At 56.4% G+C, this 17,239-nt stretch carries 14 protein-coding genes; 9 read left to right on the forward strand and 5 right to left on the reverse strand.

Going from position 1 to position 17,239, the window contains the following annotated elements; translation table 11 throughout:
- Positions 1 to 28: 28 nt before the first annotated feature.
- Positions 29 to 691: a GntR family transcriptional regulator gene (locus FEM41_RS17760; protein ID WP_138097516.1), complete on the forward strand. Its 663-nt coding sequence runs from the start codon at positions 29 to 31 to the stop codon at positions 689 to 691.
- Between the two features lie 72 nt (positions 692 to 763).
- Here the strand turns inward: FEM41_RS17760 and FEM41_RS17765 are convergent, their stop codons facing one another.
- Both FEM41_RS17765 and FEM41_RS17770 read right to left on the reverse strand, forming a co-directional pair.
- Positions 764 to 1,750, reverse strand: coding sequence for an amidohydrolase family protein (locus FEM41_RS17765; RefSeq protein ID WP_138097517.1), 987 nt, complete (start codon positions 1,748 to 1,750; stop codon positions 764 to 766).
- A 39-nt stretch (positions 1,751 to 1,789) separates the two neighbouring features.
- A complete protein-coding gene (locus FEM41_RS17770; protein WP_138097518.1) occupies positions 1,790 to 2,497 on the reverse strand; it encodes an SDR family NAD(P)-dependent oxidoreductase in 708 nt (235 codons plus the stop codon).
- Positions 2,498 to 2,779: 282 nt separating this feature from the next.
- Here FEM41_RS17770 and FEM41_RS17775 point away from each other — a divergent pair, with 282 nt between their 5' ends.
- Positions 2,780 to 3,724, forward strand: a complete 945-nt coding sequence (locus FEM41_RS17775; protein ID WP_138097519.1) for a LysR family transcriptional regulator — start codon at positions 2,780 to 2,782, stop codon at positions 3,722 to 3,724.
- A gap of 109 nt (positions 3,725 to 3,833) precedes the next feature.
- Here FEM41_RS17775 and FEM41_RS17780 read toward each other — a convergent pair whose 3' ends face one another.
- Positions 3,834 to 4,451: a glutathione S-transferase family protein gene (locus FEM41_RS17780; protein ID WP_138099248.1), complete on the reverse strand. Its 618-nt coding sequence runs from the start codon at positions 4,449 to 4,451 to the stop codon at positions 3,834 to 3,836.
- A gap of 129 nt (positions 4,452 to 4,580) precedes the next feature.
- Positions 4,581 to 5,063: a hypothetical protein gene (locus tag FEM41_RS17785; RefSeq protein ID WP_138097520.1), complete on the reverse strand. Its 483-nt coding sequence runs from the start codon at positions 5,061 to 5,063 to the stop codon at positions 4,581 to 4,583.
- A gap of 130 nt (positions 5,064 to 5,193) precedes the next feature.
- On the opposite strand from FEM41_RS17785, the gene idi reads away from it, so the two are divergent.
- On the forward strand, positions 5,194 to 5,712 hold the full coding sequence (gene idi / locus FEM41_RS17790) for an isopentenyl-diphosphate Delta-isomerase (RefSeq protein WP_138097521.1): 519 nt from the start codon (positions 5,194 to 5,196) through the stop codon (positions 5,710 to 5,712).
- A 20-nt stretch (positions 5,713 to 5,732) separates the two neighbouring features.
- On the opposite strand, the gene yncE is transcribed toward idi, so the two are convergent.
- Positions 5,733 to 6,755 (reverse strand): 7-bladed beta-propeller protein YncE, encoded by a 1,023-nt coding sequence (gene yncE, locus FEM41_RS17795; protein WP_241666650.1) that lies wholly within the window; start codon positions 6,753 to 6,755, stop codon positions 5,733 to 5,735.
- 285 nt (positions 6,756 to 7,040) lie between these two features.
- Here yncE and FEM41_RS17800 point away from each other — a divergent pair, with 285 nt between their 5' ends.
- The 6 genes from FEM41_RS17800 (at position 7,041) to narI (ending at position 17,139) form a co-directional block, all read left to right on the forward strand.
- The gene (locus FEM41_RS17800) at positions 7,041 to 8,294 is read left to right on the forward strand and encodes a glycoside hydrolase family 10-like protein (protein WP_241666651.1); all 1,254 of its coding nucleotides are present in this window, start codon (positions 7,041 to 7,043) and stop codon (positions 8,292 to 8,294) included.
- A gap of 715 nt (positions 8,295 to 9,009) precedes the next feature.
- Positions 9,010 to 10,398, forward strand: a complete 1,389-nt coding sequence (locus tag FEM41_RS17805; RefSeq protein WP_138097524.1) for a NarK family nitrate/nitrite MFS transporter — start codon at positions 9,010 to 9,012, stop codon at positions 10,396 to 10,398.
- A gap of 87 nt (positions 10,399 to 10,485) precedes the next feature.
- Positions 10,486 to 14,226 carry a nitrate reductase subunit alpha gene (locus FEM41_RS17810; protein ID WP_138097525.1) on the forward strand — a complete coding sequence of 1,247 codons (3,741 nt, stop codon included), beginning with the start codon at positions 10,486 to 10,488 and terminating at the stop codon, positions 14,224 to 14,226.
- The gene (gene narH / locus FEM41_RS17815) at positions 14,223 to 15,767 is read left to right on the forward strand and encodes a nitrate reductase subunit beta (RefSeq protein WP_138097526.1); all 1,545 of its coding nucleotides are present in this window, start codon (positions 14,223 to 14,225) and stop codon (positions 15,765 to 15,767) included. Before FEM41_RS17810 ends, narH begins: the two co-directional genes overlap by 4 nt.
- Entirely contained in the window at positions 15,767 to 16,462 is a 696-nt protein-coding gene (gene narJ, locus FEM41_RS17820; RefSeq protein WP_138097527.1) for a nitrate reductase molybdenum cofactor assembly chaperone, read from the forward strand. The genes narH and narJ overlap by 1 nt, the downstream gene beginning before the upstream one ends.
- The gene (gene narI / locus FEM41_RS17825) at positions 16,459 to 17,139 is read left to right on the forward strand and encodes a respiratory nitrate reductase subunit gamma (protein WP_138097528.1); all 681 of its coding nucleotides are present in this window, start codon (positions 16,459 to 16,461) and stop codon (positions 17,137 to 17,139) included. Before narJ ends, narI begins: the two co-directional genes overlap by 4 nt.
- The last annotated feature ends 100 nt before the right edge of the window (positions 17,140 to 17,239 follow it).

Below are 17,239 nucleotides of genomic sequence, written 5' to 3' on the forward strand. Positions count from 1 at the left end.
CCTGTTGATTAGCGGAATATGCCCTGCCATGAAGAAAAGCGCGCCAGCACCTGTACTGAGTGAAAAAACGGCTGAAATAATTCGCCAGAAGATTATTGCCGGAGAGCTGGCCCCGGGAGCCCGGCTGTCAGAGGCGGCACTCAGCGAACGGCTGGCTATTTCGCGCAATACCCTACGCGAAGTCTTTCGGCTGCTGACCCAGGAAGGGCTGCTGCACTACGAGCCGAATCGCGGCGTCTGTGTGGCAGTGCCGGATATGGCGGCGATTATCGATATCTACCGTATCCGGCGGTTGATTGAGTGCGACGCCCTGCGCCAGGCCTGGCCCCTGCATCCGGCGGTGGAGCGCATGGCGCAACAGATTACCCTGGCCCGTGAACACGGCAGCCAGGGCGACTGGGTGGCGGTGGGCACCGCCAATATGCTGTTTCATACGGCCATCGTCGAACTCTCTGATAGCCCGAGGCTGGTACGCTTGTATCGTCATATCTCCGCCGAACTACGTCTGGCCTTCGGGCACCTGGACGATCTGGAGATGCTGCACGCCCCCTATATCGAAAAGAATGCCGCCCTGCTGGCGCTGCTTAATAGCGGAAAAAATGAGGAAGCGGCGCAGATGCTGGCGGGCTATCTGGATCAGTCCGAACGCACCCTGCTGGCGGTGCTACAGCGGCGGGCGGCTCTGGCGTGATGAGTTAGCCTTAGCCGTTCACAAATCTTTACGTACTACGCGTAAATACGGGACGAAGACAGGCAGTTGCTGTTAGTTAGCGGTACTTCTGTCGCGGGTAAGACGCATCCAGTTGCCGTGGGCAAAGGCCGCTTTATCATTTTCACTGAGATGACATGTTTCCAGAAATTGCCTCGCCTCATTACCGGTGCGGTATTGAAAAGGGTAATCGGTAGAAAAAAGAATTCGTTCCGTTCCCACTATCGCAACCGCTCTGTCCAGGAAATGAGAAAAGAACATACCGCTCGCCGTAACATAGAGATTTTCCCGCAGGTACGATGCCAGGGGTAATTTCAGGTTTGCCACTCTGTCCATCGCCGCCAGGCGTTCTGCATAAAATAATATCAGCTCACCCCAGTGCCCCAGGATCATCTGAAGCGCCGGAAGGCGGTCAAATGTGCCTGATAAAACCAGACGGATAAATTGAATTCCCGCATCATAATGCCAGCCAAGACCATAAGTGGCGAAAGCCGTATTTACCTCCGGGCTGAAGCCTGAATAATAGGCATTTCTGACAGCGATATCTGGCGCCCCCGGATGAATTAATACTGGCGCATTCAGGGTTTCAGCACAGCTAAGAATGGGGAAATAACCGGGACTGTCTAAATGTTCTGCGCCACCGCTGCATAGCAGCGCGCCTTTAAAGCCCAGGCTTTTTATACAACGTTCCAGTTCATTAGCCGCTTCATCAGGCATGGATACCGGCAGGGTTGCCAGCGCCTGAAACCGACTCGGGTACCTTGCCGCCACTTCCGCAATACCGTCATTGATTCGCTGTGCCATACCGACACTTGCTGGCCCCAGACCATGAAGCGCCGGTGACGTCAGGGACAGTACCTGCATATCCAGACCTGATTCATCCATCAGGGCAAGGCGCTCATCAGCGATATCAAACAGCCGACGCTTAATGACGCCGGAATTAAAAGCAATACTGGGATCTTTTGCCTCCAGCCCCGATGCTTTCCAGGCGCCACACACTTCTTCGGTCAAAAAATGCTCTTCAATACCAATCAGCTTCATTATCTGTTCTCTGCCTGAAAAATCATTGCTTCCACCGCTTCACCAGGGCACGGTTTTCCCTTCACGGTCGAGATATTGCAGTCCCGGCTTCCCCTGCTGTGAAAGCATCACCTTCACCACTTTCGGAATGCTTTCCTCGATGCTTAGCGGCGCTTCAGCTCCGCCCAGCTCGGTAGCGACCCAGCCTGGCGCCATTAACAGCAAAGTACGTGATTCTCCGGCATGACGAGCGGCATAACTGCGCATGTACATGTTCAGCGCAGCTTTGGAGCCACGATAGACCTCGTGTCCGCCGTTTCTGTTGTTGCTCACGCTGCCCTGTCCTGACGACATAACACCAATGGTGCCTGTTGCAGAAACCAGATCCTGTAAGCATTCAATCACGCGCATAGGGCTTAATGCATTGGTCACCATGACCTGTTCGAATTCCCGGGTCGATACCTCTGCGATACTCTCGCTCTGGTTTTTGTTGGCGATACCGGCATTATGAAAGAGGATATCTAACACCTTGTCAGATAAACGTTCCCGCAGCGCTTTGATCTGCTGTGGTTCAGTGACCTCAAGCTGTTCAATCTCAACGCGCTCTGGATTTTTATCCGCCAGCTGGTGCAGCAACGTTCGGTCTTTCCCGCGTACGGTACCGATGACGTGCCATCCCTTTGTCACAAATTCCGTAGCCATCGCATAGCCCAGCCCACGTGATGCGCCGATGATAAGGATAGTTTTTTGCGTCGCTCTATTTTTCATAGTTAACTCTCTCTTCTGTGGGCGCTGGGCCGCCCGGATGCCGAACGGTGTGCGTCCATGACAATATGGATTCATTTCGAAAAGTCCCGTCGCACCGCAATGACGGCGGCGATAACTGATAAATTTCATCGCTGTAATGCAATTTATTACCGGCGATATCCGAGACTATCCGGTACGTGGACAACTCTATGCCTGACAGACATAATGCGGAAGACGCATAGTTTGCATTTATACTATGCACCAAACGCCTTACCTCTTTTTCCAAACGGTATATCTGAAGTTATGGCTGATCCCGACCTGAATTTACTCATAGCCCTTGATGTACTTATCACTGAAGCCAATGTGACTCGCGCCGCGCGCCGTCTGGGGTTAAGCCCTTCAGCGATGAGCAGGACCCTGAGTCGCCTTCGCGCAACGACGGGCGATCCCCTGCTGGTTCGGGCCGGGCGTCAGATGGTGCTGACGCCCTATGCCGAAAATATACGTGAAAGCACCCAACACACCGTTTCTGCCGCTTTGGGTATACTCCGCCCCTCTGCGGTATCGCTTGACCTGTCCAGACTGGAAAGAACCTTTACTATCAGGGCGAACGAAGGTTTTGTTGAGGCTTTCGGTGCCGCGCTTATCACCTCAGCGGCGGTAAAAGCCCCTCTCGTTCGCCTTTGTTTTGCAGCAAAAGAAGAAAAAAGCGCAAAACATTTACGCGCGGGTCTGGTCGATCTCGAAATTGGTGTTTTAGGCGAAATGGGGCCGGAAATACGCCTGCAGGCGCTGTTCAGAGACCGGTTTGTAGGTGCGGTGAGAAAAGGTCATCCCCTGCTGGAACGGAAAGGTAATATCAGCGCCGCGCAATATGCTTCATTTGAACACGTCATTACTTCCCGTCATGGATTCGTCGGCGGCCCGATAGACAAGGCCCTGGCTGAATCAGGACTGGAACGGAAAATTGCTGCCGTGGTACCGAGTTTTCCCGCCGCGATAGCCGTGGCGGTAGCCTCAGATTTGATTGCGCTCATCCCCTCTTCTTTTCTTATAAACCGAATCAGCGGTGATGAAAATGAGGCGACGACGGCATTCCGCATGTTCGAGCTTCCGGTAAAGACTCAGGAAATAACCATATCGCAAATGTGGCATCCGCGGCTGGATGCCGACTCAGGCCATCGCTGGCTGCGGCAGCATGTACTGGATGTTTGTCGGCAGCAAATGCAGCGTATCACTAAAAATTGACGCTCTTTATGGTCAACGGCCGCAGTACATTTCACAGGAGGAGTCCCGACCATTAAACCTTGCAATTATCTCCATTGCCCTGTTTTTACATAACAGCCCCTGAAACGCCTTAAAGTAAACCATTCGCCGCCAACACTTCCTTCAGCTCCGGCCGCTGACGTACCGCGGCCGCAACCGCGCTGAATCTCGGGGTATGCTGTCTGTACCACTCTTCCCCCGGCGTCCAGTGCTCCATCACCACAATGTAGCAGTCCAGCAGGCTTATCTCTGACCCCAACGCATAAGGCGCGGCCCTGAGCTGCTGGTCCAGCCACAGCAACTGAGACTGCCGATAGCGAACGATGTTGTCTACCAACTGCTGTGGTGCATCCGGTGCCCAACGCTGCGGATAGTCAGCATAAGTAAAGGTGGGATAGACGCTGGCGACCAGCCAGATAAGCAGACGCTGAAACAGCGAACGTTCAGGCGTACCCGGCTGCGGCGCCAGGTGAGGATGCTGGTCCAGAATCATCAGGGCAATGGCGGCGGATTCAGTCATCACGCTGCCGTCGGCCAGTTGCAGAGTCGGCACCTGACACAGCGGGTTAAGCTGCTGTAGCCGGTCGCGCTGCGGGCCTGGCCTGTCAAACCCTTCAACATTTTCAACGCGATACGGCATATCCGCCAGCCGTAGCATCAGTTCACTAATTGCCGAGCCCCAGCCCGGAGCGCCATACAGGGTGATCATCATCGTCCTCCGGATAAAGCGTAAAGTGTAGATGGAAATGGCGCTGGCGCTGAGTGACAACGTCACAATAAATTCCATTTTTACCCGAATAGCCTGCTCAACTCTCACTGTTACTGACCTGACTGCCAGTTACCCCGCCAGTTCGCTTATTAGAGAACAACGCAGCGTCACGGGTTTACGCGCCAGCCCGGCCAGCGGGCCATCAGCCATCTCGCAGTTGAGGATATTGTCAGGCCAGTGGCGGCGAGCCGAATAGACATTGATGTTTACCCGCAGCCCCTCTTTAAGCCAGCCCAACCGCTTGCTGTTGATGGCGGCTGGCGTAAAGCGCGCCGTGCCGCCTTCAGACGGCAGGTTAAGTTCCGATCGCCCCATATCGATCTGTCCGGATTCGTCCGCGTCAGACTGGTGCCGGGCGTTGGGTTCGCCATACCAGTCGGCGGCAACGGTAATGCCTTCCCTCCCCTGCACCAGCGTCTGGCGAGCGTCCGGTGACAACAGAACCCGGATCTGCAAGTCAGGCAGCGGCCTGGTCTGTGCTGCCTGACCATTTCCGGCAGCAACGACCATAAACAGCACCCACAGGCTATACCGCCTTAACGTTAATCTCATCCGTTGCTCCCACGACCTGACGATAATAATTCGCTAAGCGTAGACCGCAAACAGCAGCCGTGCCTCTGGCTACAATTATTATCCAGGCTGAGGGTGTCAGCAGAAATCGCATATCAATCGGGAGTGACTCATGGACGTCATTTTGGTGGACGATAGTGATAATGACGTGGGCGTGATGGAAAAGCTGGAGGCCCACAGGCGGGGCGAGCTTCACCGGGCGATCACGATATATGTGTTTAATACTGCGGGTGAACTGTTACTGCAAAGACGCGCATCCAGTAAATATCATTGCGGTGGTCTGTGGAGCAATACCTGCTGCGGTCATCCGCTACCGGGGGAAACCACGGAAAACGCCGCCCGGCGACGCCTGCGGGAAGAAATGGGTATCGGCTGCGAGTTACGCTTTCAGTTTAACTTTCAGTACCGGCTGACGTTGCCCGGCGGGATGATCGAGAACGAATATGGACATATCTATTTTGGCGTGTCTGACGAACGTCCGGTGCTGAACCCTGAAGAGGCGGACAACTTTGGCTACCAGACCCTGGCCGAGGTTGAAAAGGATATCGTCGCGCGGCCCGGGCGCTATACCCCCTGGTTTACCCTAGTGTTTCCCCGTATCCGGAACCACCCCTTCACCTTTCCCGAGTGAAGAGGTGGCTCGTCACCGCGTTACAGCGCAATACGGATCACATCATCCGGATCGGTCGCCTCTTTCTGGCGGCTGGAAGCCTGCTTCACGCTGACATATAGCGTTTTGCCATCGGCGGAAAGCGCCAGGCTGTTCGGGTGAGTCGGGGTCTGAATGGTTTTGGTGACCTTCAGGGTTTTGGCATCAATCACGCTCACGCTGCCTGCCTGACGGTGAGTCACATAAACTTCATTGCGCTGCGGATTAAACAGCACCGCCAGAGATTCCGGCACCCCGACGGTATCGGTCACTTTGCCGTTACGGGTATCCACCACCAGCAACCCTTTCGCCTTTGAATCCGTCACGAAGGCGCGATGCCCGGCGCTATCCAGGCTGATATTCAGGAACATATGGGGCTGGTCATCGTCCAGCAGTTTGTTACGCGACAACACCTTGTTAGTGGCGGTATCGATGGTAATAAACTCACCGTCCGCATTGCTGGTGTACAGGCGTTTTGCCGCACTATCCAGCGCCAGACCGGTGTTCATTTTTCCCAGTCCTTCAATGGTCGTGCGCAGCTTCAGCGTGGCGCCATCCACCACCCAGACCACGCTCTGGGGTCCCAGGCCGCCGATATAGACGGTATCCGTGGCTTCATCCACCGCCAGCTCGCGCGGCGCCAGAGGACGCACCTCTTTACTGCGCTTGCGGGGGTCGAGCACCAGGCGCCCTTTTACCTCGCCGGTTTTCGCGTCGATAGCGGTCACGGCGCTGTTGGTGGTGTTGCCAAACCACAGCGTGTGGGTCTGGTTATTGATCGTGGCGCCAAAGGGTTTCAGGTCGTTATGGATAATCTGGGTGATGTCCAGGGTGGTTGGATCCAGACGGTAAACGACTCCGCCTTTATCAAGCGAACGACTCTGGGAGGTCGACAGCCACAGCGCCTGTTCAGAGGGGCTAAACGCCATTTCGTAGGCGCCTTTGGCGACCGGTTTGCGCAGCATCTCTTCGGCGGCGCTGGCGCTCATCGCCGGGAGTGCGCTGGCGAACAGCGCGGCGCTCATCAGCAGAGCACTCAGCCTGGGCTTAATGGAGCGTGGACGTAATTCCATGATGAATCCCTTTTAAAATGTTGAAGTTGTCGGCGCTATCCCTTCAGATGGCACACCAGTTGAGAATAATAATCATTAATTAATGTAACAGGCAATCATTTATAATTGTTGACCCGTTTTTTGCCAGTACAGCCCGAATCAATCAGGCGCACAGGGTAAAAAACCGGTAATCTGCTGCGGTTAATTGATTCTAAGGAGTTTCCGATGGCAGTACGGACAGGAATTGCGCGCTGGATAATGATGATGCTGTGCATTGCCACAATCGCTGGCTGTTCGCATAAACCGCCCGAAAAGCCGGTTCCCGTCATACCGCCCACCGCAGAGAAGGCGCCCCAGCCGATGCGTGGCGTCTGGTTAACCACCGTCTCACGCCTGGACTGGCCGCCGGTGGCCTCGGTGCGAGCCGCGCCTCAGCAGCGAATCGAAATGCAAAAGCGGGCCATGACGGACAAACTGGATAACCTGGTCCGGCTGGGGGTGAACACCGTCTTTTTTCAGGTGAAACCGGATGGCACAGCGCTTTACCATTCCGCTATCCTGCCCTGGTCAGAGGTGCTGACCGGTACCGTGGGGGAAGATCCCGGTTACGATCCGCTGGCCTTTGTGCTGCAGGAGGCCCATAAACGCGGATTAAAGGTGCATGCCTGGCTGAACCCCTATCGGGTAACGATGAACACCCGCCCTGCCACAGTGGCCGCCCTGGAGCATACCCGCTACAACTCACCTTCCAGCGTCTGGGTGACCCACCGTGACTGGATTAGGATTGCCAGCGATCGCTATGTGCTGGACCCCGGACTGCCGGAAGTGCGGGACTGGATAACCAGCGTGGTAACCGAGTTGCTCGAGCGCTATAACGTTGATGGTATCCAGTTCGACGACTACTTCTACTACGAAACGCCGCAATCCCCGCTGGACGACACTCAGACCTGGCGCCGCTACGGACAGGCATATGCCGACAAAGCCAGCTGGCGGCGCAATAACACCCTGTTGCTAATCAAACAGGTTTCAACAGCGATTAAGGCCAAAAAGCCCGCAGTGGAATTCGGTGTCAGCCCGGCAGGCGTGTGGCGTAACCAGAGCGACGATCCGCGTGGCTCTGACACCCGTGGCGCCGCGGCCTACGACCAGGCCAGCGCCGATACCCGCCAGTGGGTCGCACTGGGGCTGCTGGATTATATCGCCCCGCAGCTTTACTGGCCGTTTTCCCGCGAGGTCGCCCGCTATGATGAGCTGGCCAGGTGGTGGGCCAGAGTGGTTAAACCTACCCATACCCGGCTCTATATCGGCGTGGCGCTGTACAAGGTGGGAACCCCATCGCGCACTGAGCCGGACTGGACCATTGAAGAAGGCGTGCCGGAACTAAAACGCCAGCTGGATCTGAATGATAAAGTGCCGGAGATTTCCGGAACCATTCTGTTCCGTGAGGATTATCTTAATCAACCGCAGAATGCCGCGGCGGTAAACTATTTGCGCAGCCGCTGGGGCCACTAAAAATCGAGGAGCCCGCTCAAGGGCTCCTCTCTTATATTCTCAATATTATCGATAACAAACTGCCATTGTTGACTGTTCGGCCACTTCTGCAACCATTACTTATTAAATTCCGGCACTCTTCACCCTCAAAAGATAAGAATTAGCCTGGCTGAAAATCCTCAGTCTCACGCCGTCATAAAAATTATCTTATGCTGAGGCCACTTGCCCGCATTATTTTTTATGATGCTTCCGAAAATTTCATCCGAAAAACGCACACTCCCTATCCTTACTGACCTGTAGGCTCAGAATCCTGATTTGACAAAAGCAATAATAACGACTATCTGCCGCCATAAGTTAACCGCAGCGCTATTTTTACCCCCCGCTACGCTCCCTTAACCGGCTGACCGGACAAACCGCTGTTTTGCCAGGTCGTTTATTGGTAAATATTTTATAGTCATTACCATTATATAAATATACTTTTCATATGCGATATATAACAAAACACATAACCATTATCTTGATAATGCCAAAATGCCCGTTATCTGGTCATTTTTTACAATTGGTAACAAATCCCCTTCTTAGCGTAAGGTGACTTTCCCTCGCCCCTGTCGGTTTTTATCTATTCTTTGAAGCGTTACCCCGACAAACAAAATGCTGACCTAATACCAAAAAGGACGCGAGCAAGTCAGGGTAGCCTTTTGATTTTATTTTCATACTGGTGCATGCGAGGACGACTATGTCTCAACAACGTGACAATGATAACCCGTACCTGCTTAGCGACTGGCATCCGGAAGAGGCCAGTTTCTGGGAAAAGACGGGAAAACACATTGCCAGACGAAATCTGTGGATCTCGGTGGCCTGCCTGCTGCTGGCCTTCTGCGTCTGGATGCTGTTTAGCGCCGTGGCCGTTCATCTTAATGAGATAGGCTTTCACTTCACCACCGACCAGCTGTTTATGCTGACCGCGCTGCCGGCCCTTTCCGGCGCCATTCTGCGCGTCCCCTATTCGTTTATGGTGCCCATGTTCGGCGGCCGTTACTGGACGGTGCTAAGTACGGTGATCCTGATTATCCCCTGCGTCTGGCTGGGCTTCGCCATCCAGAACACCGCCACGCCCTATTGGGTGTTTATGGTAATCGCCCTGCTGTGCGGCTTTGCCGGGGCCAACTTCGCCTCCAGCATGGGCAATATCAGCTTCTTCTTCCCCAAAGAGCGCCAGGGGAGCGCCCTTGGCATCAACGGCGGTCTGGGTAACCTGGGCGTAAGCGTGATGCAGCTGGTCGCGCCGCTGATTATCACCCTGCCGGTCTTCGCCTTTTTAGGCGTTGACGGCGTTTCCCTGGAGGATGGCTCCAGCATGTGGCTGCCGAATGCCGCCTGGGTCTGGGCGCCGCTGCTGCTGCTGGCGACTATCGCCGCCTGGTTTGGTATGAACGATATCGCCAGCTCTAAAGCCTCTATCGCCGATCAGCTACCGGTGCTTAAGCGTCTGCATATGTGGCTGCTGAGTCTGCTCTATCTTGCCACCTTCGGCTCCTTTATCGGCTTTTCGGCCGGTTTTGCCATGCTGGCGAAAACCCAGTTTCCGGACGTTGAGATTCTGCATCTGGCCTTTTTTGGTCCCTTCCTGGGGGCGCTGGCCCGCTCTGCCGGGGGCGTGCTTTCCGACAAACTGGGAGGGGTACGGGTAACCCTGGTGAACTTTGTCTTTATGGCTATCTTCAGCGCCCTGCTATTCCTGACCCTGCCAGGTAGCGGCTCCGGTAATTTCACCGCCTTCTATGCGGTATTTATGGGACTGTTCCTGACCGCCGGGCTGGGCAGCGGCTCAACCTTTCAAATGATCGCCGTGATCTTCCGCCGCCTGACCATCCGCCGCGTTAAGCAGCGCGGCGGTAGCGATGCCGAAGCGCAACAGGAAGCGGTAACCGATACCGCCGCCGCGCTGGGCTTTATCTCCGCCATTGGCGCCATCGGCGGTTTCTTTATCCCCAAAGCTTTCGGATCTTCGCTGGCCATGACCGGTTCGCCGGTGGGCGCGATGAAGATCTTCCTGGTTTTCTACATTGTCTGCGTACTGCTGACCTGGCTTATCTACGGTCGTAAGACACTCAATACCAAATAGTTTTTTAATCAGCGCCCCGTGACGAGGGCGCAAAAATGTGAGCAGTGTAACCACAGGGAGGACCATTTCCCTGTCAGGAGAAATAACATGAGTAAACTTCTCGACCGCTTTCGTTACTTCAAACAGAAAGGCGAGACCTTTTCCGGCGATCACGGCCAGGTGCTGCACACCAACCGCGACTGGGAAGACAGCTATCGCCAGCGCTGGCAATTCGACAAGATTGTCCGTTCCACCCACGGCGTAAACTGTACCGGCTCCTGCAGTTGGAAGATCTACGTCAAGAACGGACTGGTCACCTGGGAAACCCAGCAGACCGACTATCCGCGCACCCGCCCCGATCTGCCGAACCACGAACCGCGCGGCTGCCCGCGCGGGGCCAGTTACTCCTGGTATCTCTACAGCGGCAACCGCCTTAAGTATCCGATGATTCGTAAGCATCTGCTGGAACTGTGGCGCGACGAGAAGTCCCGTCATAGCGACCCGGTGGACGCCTGGGCTGCGATTATGGCGGACAAAGAAAAGAGCAAGAGCTATAAGCAGATGCGCGGCCGCGGCGGCTTTGTGCGATCGAACTGGAAAGAGCTGAACGAGCTGATTGCCGCCGCCAACGTCTGGACCATCAAGAACTATGGCCCCGACCGGGTAGCCGGTTTTTCGCCGATTCCGGCGATGTCGATGGTCTCCTACGCCGCCGGTACCCGCTATCTGTCGCTGATCGGCGGTACCTGCCTGAGCTTCTACGACTGGTATTGCGATCTGCCCCCAGCTTCCCCCATGACCTGGGGCGAACAGACCGACGTACCGGAGTCTGCCGACTGGTATAACTCCAGCTATATCATCGCCTGGGGCTCTAACGTCCCCCAGACCCGTACCCCGGACGCCCACTTCTTTACCGAAGTGCGCTATAAGGGCACCAAAACCATCGCCATCACGCCCGACTATTCGGAAGTCGCCAAGCTGTGTGACCAGTGGCTGGCGCCAAAACAGGGCACTGACAGCGCTCTGGCGATGGCGATGGGCCATGTGATTCTTAAAGAGTTCCACCTCGATAACCCCAGCGACTACTTCCTGGATTACGCCCGCCGCTATACCGATATGCCGATGCTGGTGCTGCTGGAGCCCAATGAAGCAGGCTACATGGTGCCAGGCCGGATGGTGCGCGCCTCGGATCTGGTGGACGGTCTGGGAGAAGCCAATAACCCGGAATGGAAGACCGTGGCGTATAACGATGCCGGTGAACTGGTGGCGCCGAACGGCTCCATCGGCTTTCGCTGGGGCGAAAAAGGCAAATGGAATCTGGAATCCCTGGCCGCAGGCAAAGAGACTCAATTACGTCTGAGCCTGCTGGACCATCATGACGAGGTGGCGACGGTCGGCTTCCCCTACTTCGGCGGTCTGGAAAGCCCTTACTTCCGCAGCGTGAAGCAGGAGCCGGTCACCACCCATAAGCTACCGGCCAAACGTCTGACCCTGGCCGATGGCCGCGAATCTCTGGTGGTCTGCGTCTACGACCTGGTGCTGGCCAACTACGGGCTGGAGCGAGGTCTGGATGATGAAAACGCCAGCCGCGATTACGGCGACATCAAAGCCTACACCCCGGGCTGGGCCGAACAGATAACCGGCGTACCGCGCGCTCATACCGAGCGTATCGCCCGGGAATTCGCCGACACCGCCCATAAAACCCATGGTCGTTCGATGATTATCCTCGGCGCCGGTGTGAACCACTGGTATCACATGGATATGAACTACCGTGGCATGATCAACATGCTGGTGTTCTGCGGCTGCGTGGGCCAGACCGGCGGCGGCTGGGCGCACTATGTGGGCCAGGAGAAACTGCGTCCCCAGACCGGCTGGCTACCGCTGGCCTTTGCCCTGGACTGGGGCCGCCCGCCGCGCCATATGAACAGCACCTCGTTCTTCTACAATCACGCCAGCCAGTGGCGCTACGAGAAGCTGAGCGCCCAGGAGCTGCTGTCGCCGCTGGCGGATGCTTCGCGCTACAGCGGTCACCTGATCGACTTTAACGTGCGTGCCGAACGCATGGGCTGGCTGCCTTCTGCTCCCCAGCTTGGCACAAACCCGCTTACGCTTGCCGCCAGCGCAGAAAAAGCCGGTCAGTCGGTGAAGGACTATACCGTCAACGCTCTGAAGTCCGGCGACCTGCATATGGCCTGCGAACAGCCCGATAACGGCGCTAACCATCCGCGCAACCTGTTCGTCTGGCGCTCTAACCTGCTGGGCTCTTCCGGTAAGGGTCACGAGTATATGCTCAAATATCTGCTCGGCACCCAGAACGGTATCCAGGGCAAGGATCTGGGCAGCTCCGATGGCATAAAGCCCGAAGAGATCGACTGGCAGACCCCGGCGATTGAAGGCAAGCTCGACCTGCTGGTCACCCTGGATTTCAGGATGTCCAGTACCTGTCTGTTCTCTGACATCGTGCTGCCTACCGCCACCTGGTATGAAAAAGACGATATGAATACCTCGGATATGCATCCGTTTATTCACCCGCTCTCTGCCGCCGTCGATCCCGCCTGGGAATCCCGCAGCGACTGGGAAATCTACAAGGGCATCGCCAAATCCTTCTCCGAAGTCTGTCAGGGCCACCTTGGGCAGGAAACCGACGTGGTGATGGTGCCGCTACAGCACGACTCCCCCGGAGAGCTGGCTCAGCCGTTCGAGATTCAGGACTGGCGTAAAGGCGAATGCGATTTGATTCCCGGTAAAACCGCGCCGACCATTGCCACCGTAGAGCGCGACTACCCGGCCACTTACGAGCGCTTTACTTCACTGGGGCCGCTGCTCAATACCCTGGGCAACGGCGGTAAAGGCATTAGCTGGAATACCGATAAAGAGGTGGATCTGCTCGGTAAGCTTAACTACATCAAGGCCGACGGCCCGGCCCAGGGACGCCCGAAGATCGACTCCGCCATCGACGCCGCCGAAGTCATTCTGACCCTGGCGCCGGAAACCAACGGTCAGGTGGCGGTCAAAGCCTGGCAGGCGCTGGGCGAATTTACCGGTCGCGATCATACCCACCTTGCCCGCCCCAAAGAGGAAGAGAAGATCCGCTTTCGCGACATTCAGGCCCAGCCGCGTAAGATTATCTCCAGCCCCACCTGGTCAGGACTTGAAGATGAACATGTCTCCTATAACGCCGGGTACACCAACGTTCACGAGCTGATTCCGTGGCGCACCCTTTCCGGTCGTCAGCAGTTGTATCAGGACCACCAGTGGATGCGCGACTTCGGCGAGAGCCTGGCGGTCTATCGCCCGCCTATCGATACCCGAAGTATCGACAATATGAAGGATATGAAGCCCAACGGATTCCCGGAAAAGGCGCTTAACTTCCTGACGCCACACCAGAAATGGGGCATTCACTCCACCTACAGCGAAAACCTGCTGATGCTGACCATGTCGCGCGGCGGGCCCATTGTCTGGATAAGCGAAGTGGACGCCAAAGAGCTGGGCATTGCCGATAACGACTGGATCGAAGCCTTTAACGCCAACGGCGCCCTCACCGCCCGTGCGGTGGTGAGCCAGCGCGTGCCGTCCGGCATGACCATGATGTATCACGCCCAGGAGCGCATCATGAACATCCCCGGTTCGGAAATCACCGGCCTGCGCGGCGGGATCCACAACTCGGTGACCCGCGTCTGCCCGAAACCGACCCATATGATTGGCGGCTATGCCCAACTGGCTTACGGTTTCAACTATTACGGCACCGTCGGCTCTAACCGCGATGAGTTCATCATTATCCGCAAAATGAAAAATATCGACTGGCTGGATGACGAAGGAATGAATCAGGTACAGGAGGCAAACAAATGAAAATTCGTTCTCAGGTCGGCATGGTGCTGAATCTCGACAAATGCATCGGCTGCCACACCTGCTCCGTTACCTGTAAAAACGTCTGGACCGGGCGCGAAGGCATGGAGTACGCATGGTTTAATAACGTAGAGACCAAACCGGGTCTGGGCTATCCCCACGCCTGGGAGGATCAGGAAAAATGGCACGGCGGCTGGATCCGCAAGATTAACGGCAAGCTCCAGCCCAAACTCGGCAGTAAGGTCGGGGTATTAGCGAATATCTTCGCCAACCCGGTGGTGCCGCAGATAGACGACTACTACGAGCCATTCAGCTACGACTACAAAACCCTGCACTTCGCTCCGGAGGGTAAACACCTGCCCACCGCCCGCCCGCGCTCGCTGATTAGCGGCAAGCGAATGAACAAAATCGAAGGCGGCCCCAACTGGGAAGAGCTGCTGGGGGGCGAATTCGCCAAACGCGCCGCCGACTACAACTTCGAAGCCATGCAGAAAGAGATGTACGGCCAGTTCGAAAACACCTTTATGATGTATTTGCCGCGCCTGTGCGAACACTGCCTTAACCCGAGCTGTGTCGCCACCTGCCCCAGCGGCGCCATCTACAAGCGTGAAGAGGACGGCATCGTTCTGATCGATCAGGACAAATGCCGCGGCTGGCGGATGTGCATCAGCGGCTGTCCGTACAAAAAAATCTACTTCAACTGGAAGAGCGGTAAGTCCGAGAAGTGCATCTTCTGCTATCCGCGTATCGAGTCCGGACAGCCGACGGTCTGCTCCGAAACCTGCGTGGGCCGTATCCGCTATCTGGGCGTGCTGCTCTATGATGCAGACCGCATTGAAGAAGCCGCCAGCGTGGAAAACGAAAAGGATCTCTATGAGAGCCAGCTTAGCGTGTTCCTTGACCCCAACGATCCGGAAGTCATTGAAGAGGCGCTGAAACAGGGCATTCCCCAGAACGTGATCGACGCGGCCCAGAAATCGCCGGTCTACAAAATGGCGATGGACTGGAAGCTGGCGCTGCCGCTGCACCCGGAATATCGCACCCTGCCGATGGTCTGGTACGTGCCGCCGCTGTCGCCGATTCAGTCGGTGGCCGATGCCGGAGGTCTGCCTCACAACGGCAACGTGCTGCCCGCTGTGGAAAGCCTGCGTATTCCGGTTCAGTACCTGGCGAACCTGCTGGCGGCCGGGGATACCCAACCGGTGTTGCGCGCCCTGAAGCGCATGATGGCGATGCGCCACTACAAGCGCGCCGAAACGGTGGAAGGCAAAGTCGATACCAGCGCGCTTGAGGAAGTGGATCTCAGCGTCGCCCAGGTGGAAGAGATGTACCGTTATCTGGCGATTGCCAACTACGAAGATCGCTTCGTGATCCCCACCAGTCACCGCGAGCAGGCCCGGGATGCCTTCCCGGAACGTAACGGCTGCGGCTTTAGCTTTGGCGACGGCTGTCACGGCTCAGACACCAAATTCAACCTGTTTAACAGCAAACGTATCGACGCCATCGACATCAGCGAAATCAGCCATAAAGCGGAGGGCGAGTAATGCAGATTTTGAAAGTCATCGCCCTGCTGATGGAGTACCCCGATGAGCAGCTATGGCAAAGCGGCGAAGAGCTGATGCCGCTGGTGGCGCAGGAGGCGCCCCGGCTCACCGGTTTTGTTGATGAACTGCTGGCGGCGCCGTTGCTCGATCAGCAGGCGGCATGGGGCGAGGTGTTTGACCGTGGTTGCTCTACCTCGTTGATGCTGTTCGAGCACGTACACGCCGAATCCCGGGATCGGGGTCAGGCGATGGTGGATTTAATGGCTCAGTACGAAGAAGCTGGTTTGCAGCTCGACTGCCGCGAGCTGCCGGACTATCTGCCGATGTATCTGGAGTACCTCAGCACCCGCAGCCCCGCCGAAGCGCGCCAGGGGCTGCTGGATATTGCGCCGATCCTCGCCCTGCTGGGAGGCCGACTCAAAGAACGCGAGGCGCCATGGAGCCAGCTGTTTGACGCCCTGTTGGAAATTTGCGGCAGTCCGCTAAGAAGTGACAGTGTCACCAAACAGGTGGCGGGCGAAAAGCGCGACGACACCCCGGAGGCGATGGACGCGGTCTGGGAAGAGGAGCAAGTGAAATTTATTGATGACGCCGCCTCTTCCTGTGATTCCTCGCCACAGCAACAGTATCAACGGCGTTTCAGCCAGGAGGCGGCGCCCCAGTATCTGGATCTTTCATCCGGAGGCAGAAAATGACCCAGTTCCTTAATCTGTTTTTCTACGATATCTACCCCTATATCGCCGGGACGGTGTTTCTGGTTGGTAGCTGGCTGCGCTATGACTACGGTCAGTACACCTGGCGCGCCTCATCGAGCCAGATGCTGGACAAAAAGGGCTTCCGCCTGGCATCGAACCTGTTTCATATCGGGATCCTCGGCATCTTTTTCGGCCATCTGTTCGGGATGCTGACGCCGCACTGGATGTATGAAGCCTGGCTGCCGCTGCCGGTAAAACAGCAGATGGCGATGTGGCTGGGAGGCGTGTGCGGCATTCTGACCCTGGTGGGCGGTCTGCTGCTGTTGAAACGCCGCCTGTTCAACCCCCGGGTGCGGGCCAGTTCCACCACGGCAGATATTCTGATTCTGGCGATCCTGCTGATTCAGTGCGCGCTGGGCCTGACCTCCATCCACTATTCACGGCAGTTCCCGGACGGCAGCGAGATGATGAAGCTGGTGAACTGGGCGCAGCATATCGTCACCTTCCGGGGCGGCGCTTCGGAATTCCTGGACGGCGTGGCCTGGGTTTACCGGGTGCATCTGGTGCTGGGCATGACTATCTTCCTGCTGTTCCCCTTCACCCGTCTGGTGCACGTCTGGAGCGCGCCGGTGGAATACTTTACCCGCCGCTACCAGCTTGTGCGGTCACGGCGTTAAGTAGAGGTTGTTGCCAAAAGGCGCGCATCAGGCGCGCCTGAGACTGATGACAACCCCCTGGCCGAACTTGTTCGGCCAGAATCACCAGAAAAATAAACAA

The organism is Jejubacter calystegiae, assembly GCF_005671395.1.
Lineage (GTDB): Bacteria > Pseudomonadota > Gammaproteobacteria > Enterobacterales > Enterobacteriaceae > Jejubacter > Jejubacter calystegiae.

Coding starts and splice junctions, on each gene's coding strand:
- narJ (WP_138097527.1), top strand. CDS start 15,767: ATGCAGATTTTGAAAGTCATCGCCCTGCTGATGGAGTACCCCGATGAG.
- FEM41_RS17775 (WP_138097519.1), top strand. CDS start 2,780: ATGGCTGATCCCGACCTGAATTTACTCATAGCCCTTGATGTACTTATC.
- yncE (WP_241666650.1), bottom strand. CDS start 6,755: ATGAGCGCCGCGCTGTTCGCCAGCGCACTCCCGGCGATGAGCGCCAGC.
- idi (WP_138097521.1), top strand. CDS start 5,194: ATGGACGTCATTTTGGTGGACGATAGTGATAATGACGTGGGCGTGATG.
- narH (WP_138097526.1), top strand. CDS start 14,223: ATGAAAATTCGTTCTCAGGTCGGCATGGTGCTGAATCTCGACAAATGC.
- FEM41_RS17765 (WP_138097517.1), bottom strand. CDS start 1,750: ATGAAGCTGATTGGTATTGAAGAGCATTTTTTGACCGAAGAAGTGTGT.
- FEM41_RS17785 (WP_138097520.1), bottom strand. CDS start 5,063: ATGAGATTAACGTTAAGGCGGTATAGCCTGTGGGTGCTGTTTATGGTC.
- FEM41_RS17810 (WP_138097525.1), top strand. CDS start 10,486: ATGAGTAAACTTCTCGACCGCTTTCGTTACTTCAAACAGAAAGGCGAG.
- FEM41_RS17805 (WP_138097524.1), top strand. CDS start 9,010: ATGTCTCAACAACGTGACAATGATAACCCGTACCTGCTTAGCGACTGG.
- narI (WP_138097528.1), top strand. CDS start 16,459: ATGACCCAGTTCCTTAATCTGTTTTTCTACGATATCTACCCCTATATC.
- FEM41_RS17780 (WP_138099248.1), bottom strand. CDS start 4,451: ATGATCACCCTGTATGGCGCTCCGGGCTGGGGCTCGGCAATTAGTGAA.
- FEM41_RS17800 (WP_241666651.1), top strand. CDS start 7,041: ATGATGATGCTGTGCATTGCCACAATCGCTGGCTGTTCGCATAAACCG.
- FEM41_RS17760 (WP_138097516.1), top strand. CDS start 29: ATGAAGAAAAGCGCGCCAGCACCTGTACTGAGTGAAAAAACGGCTGAA.
- FEM41_RS17770 (WP_138097518.1), bottom strand. CDS start 2,497: ATGAAAAATAGAGCGACGCAAAAAACTATCCTTATCATCGGCGCATCA.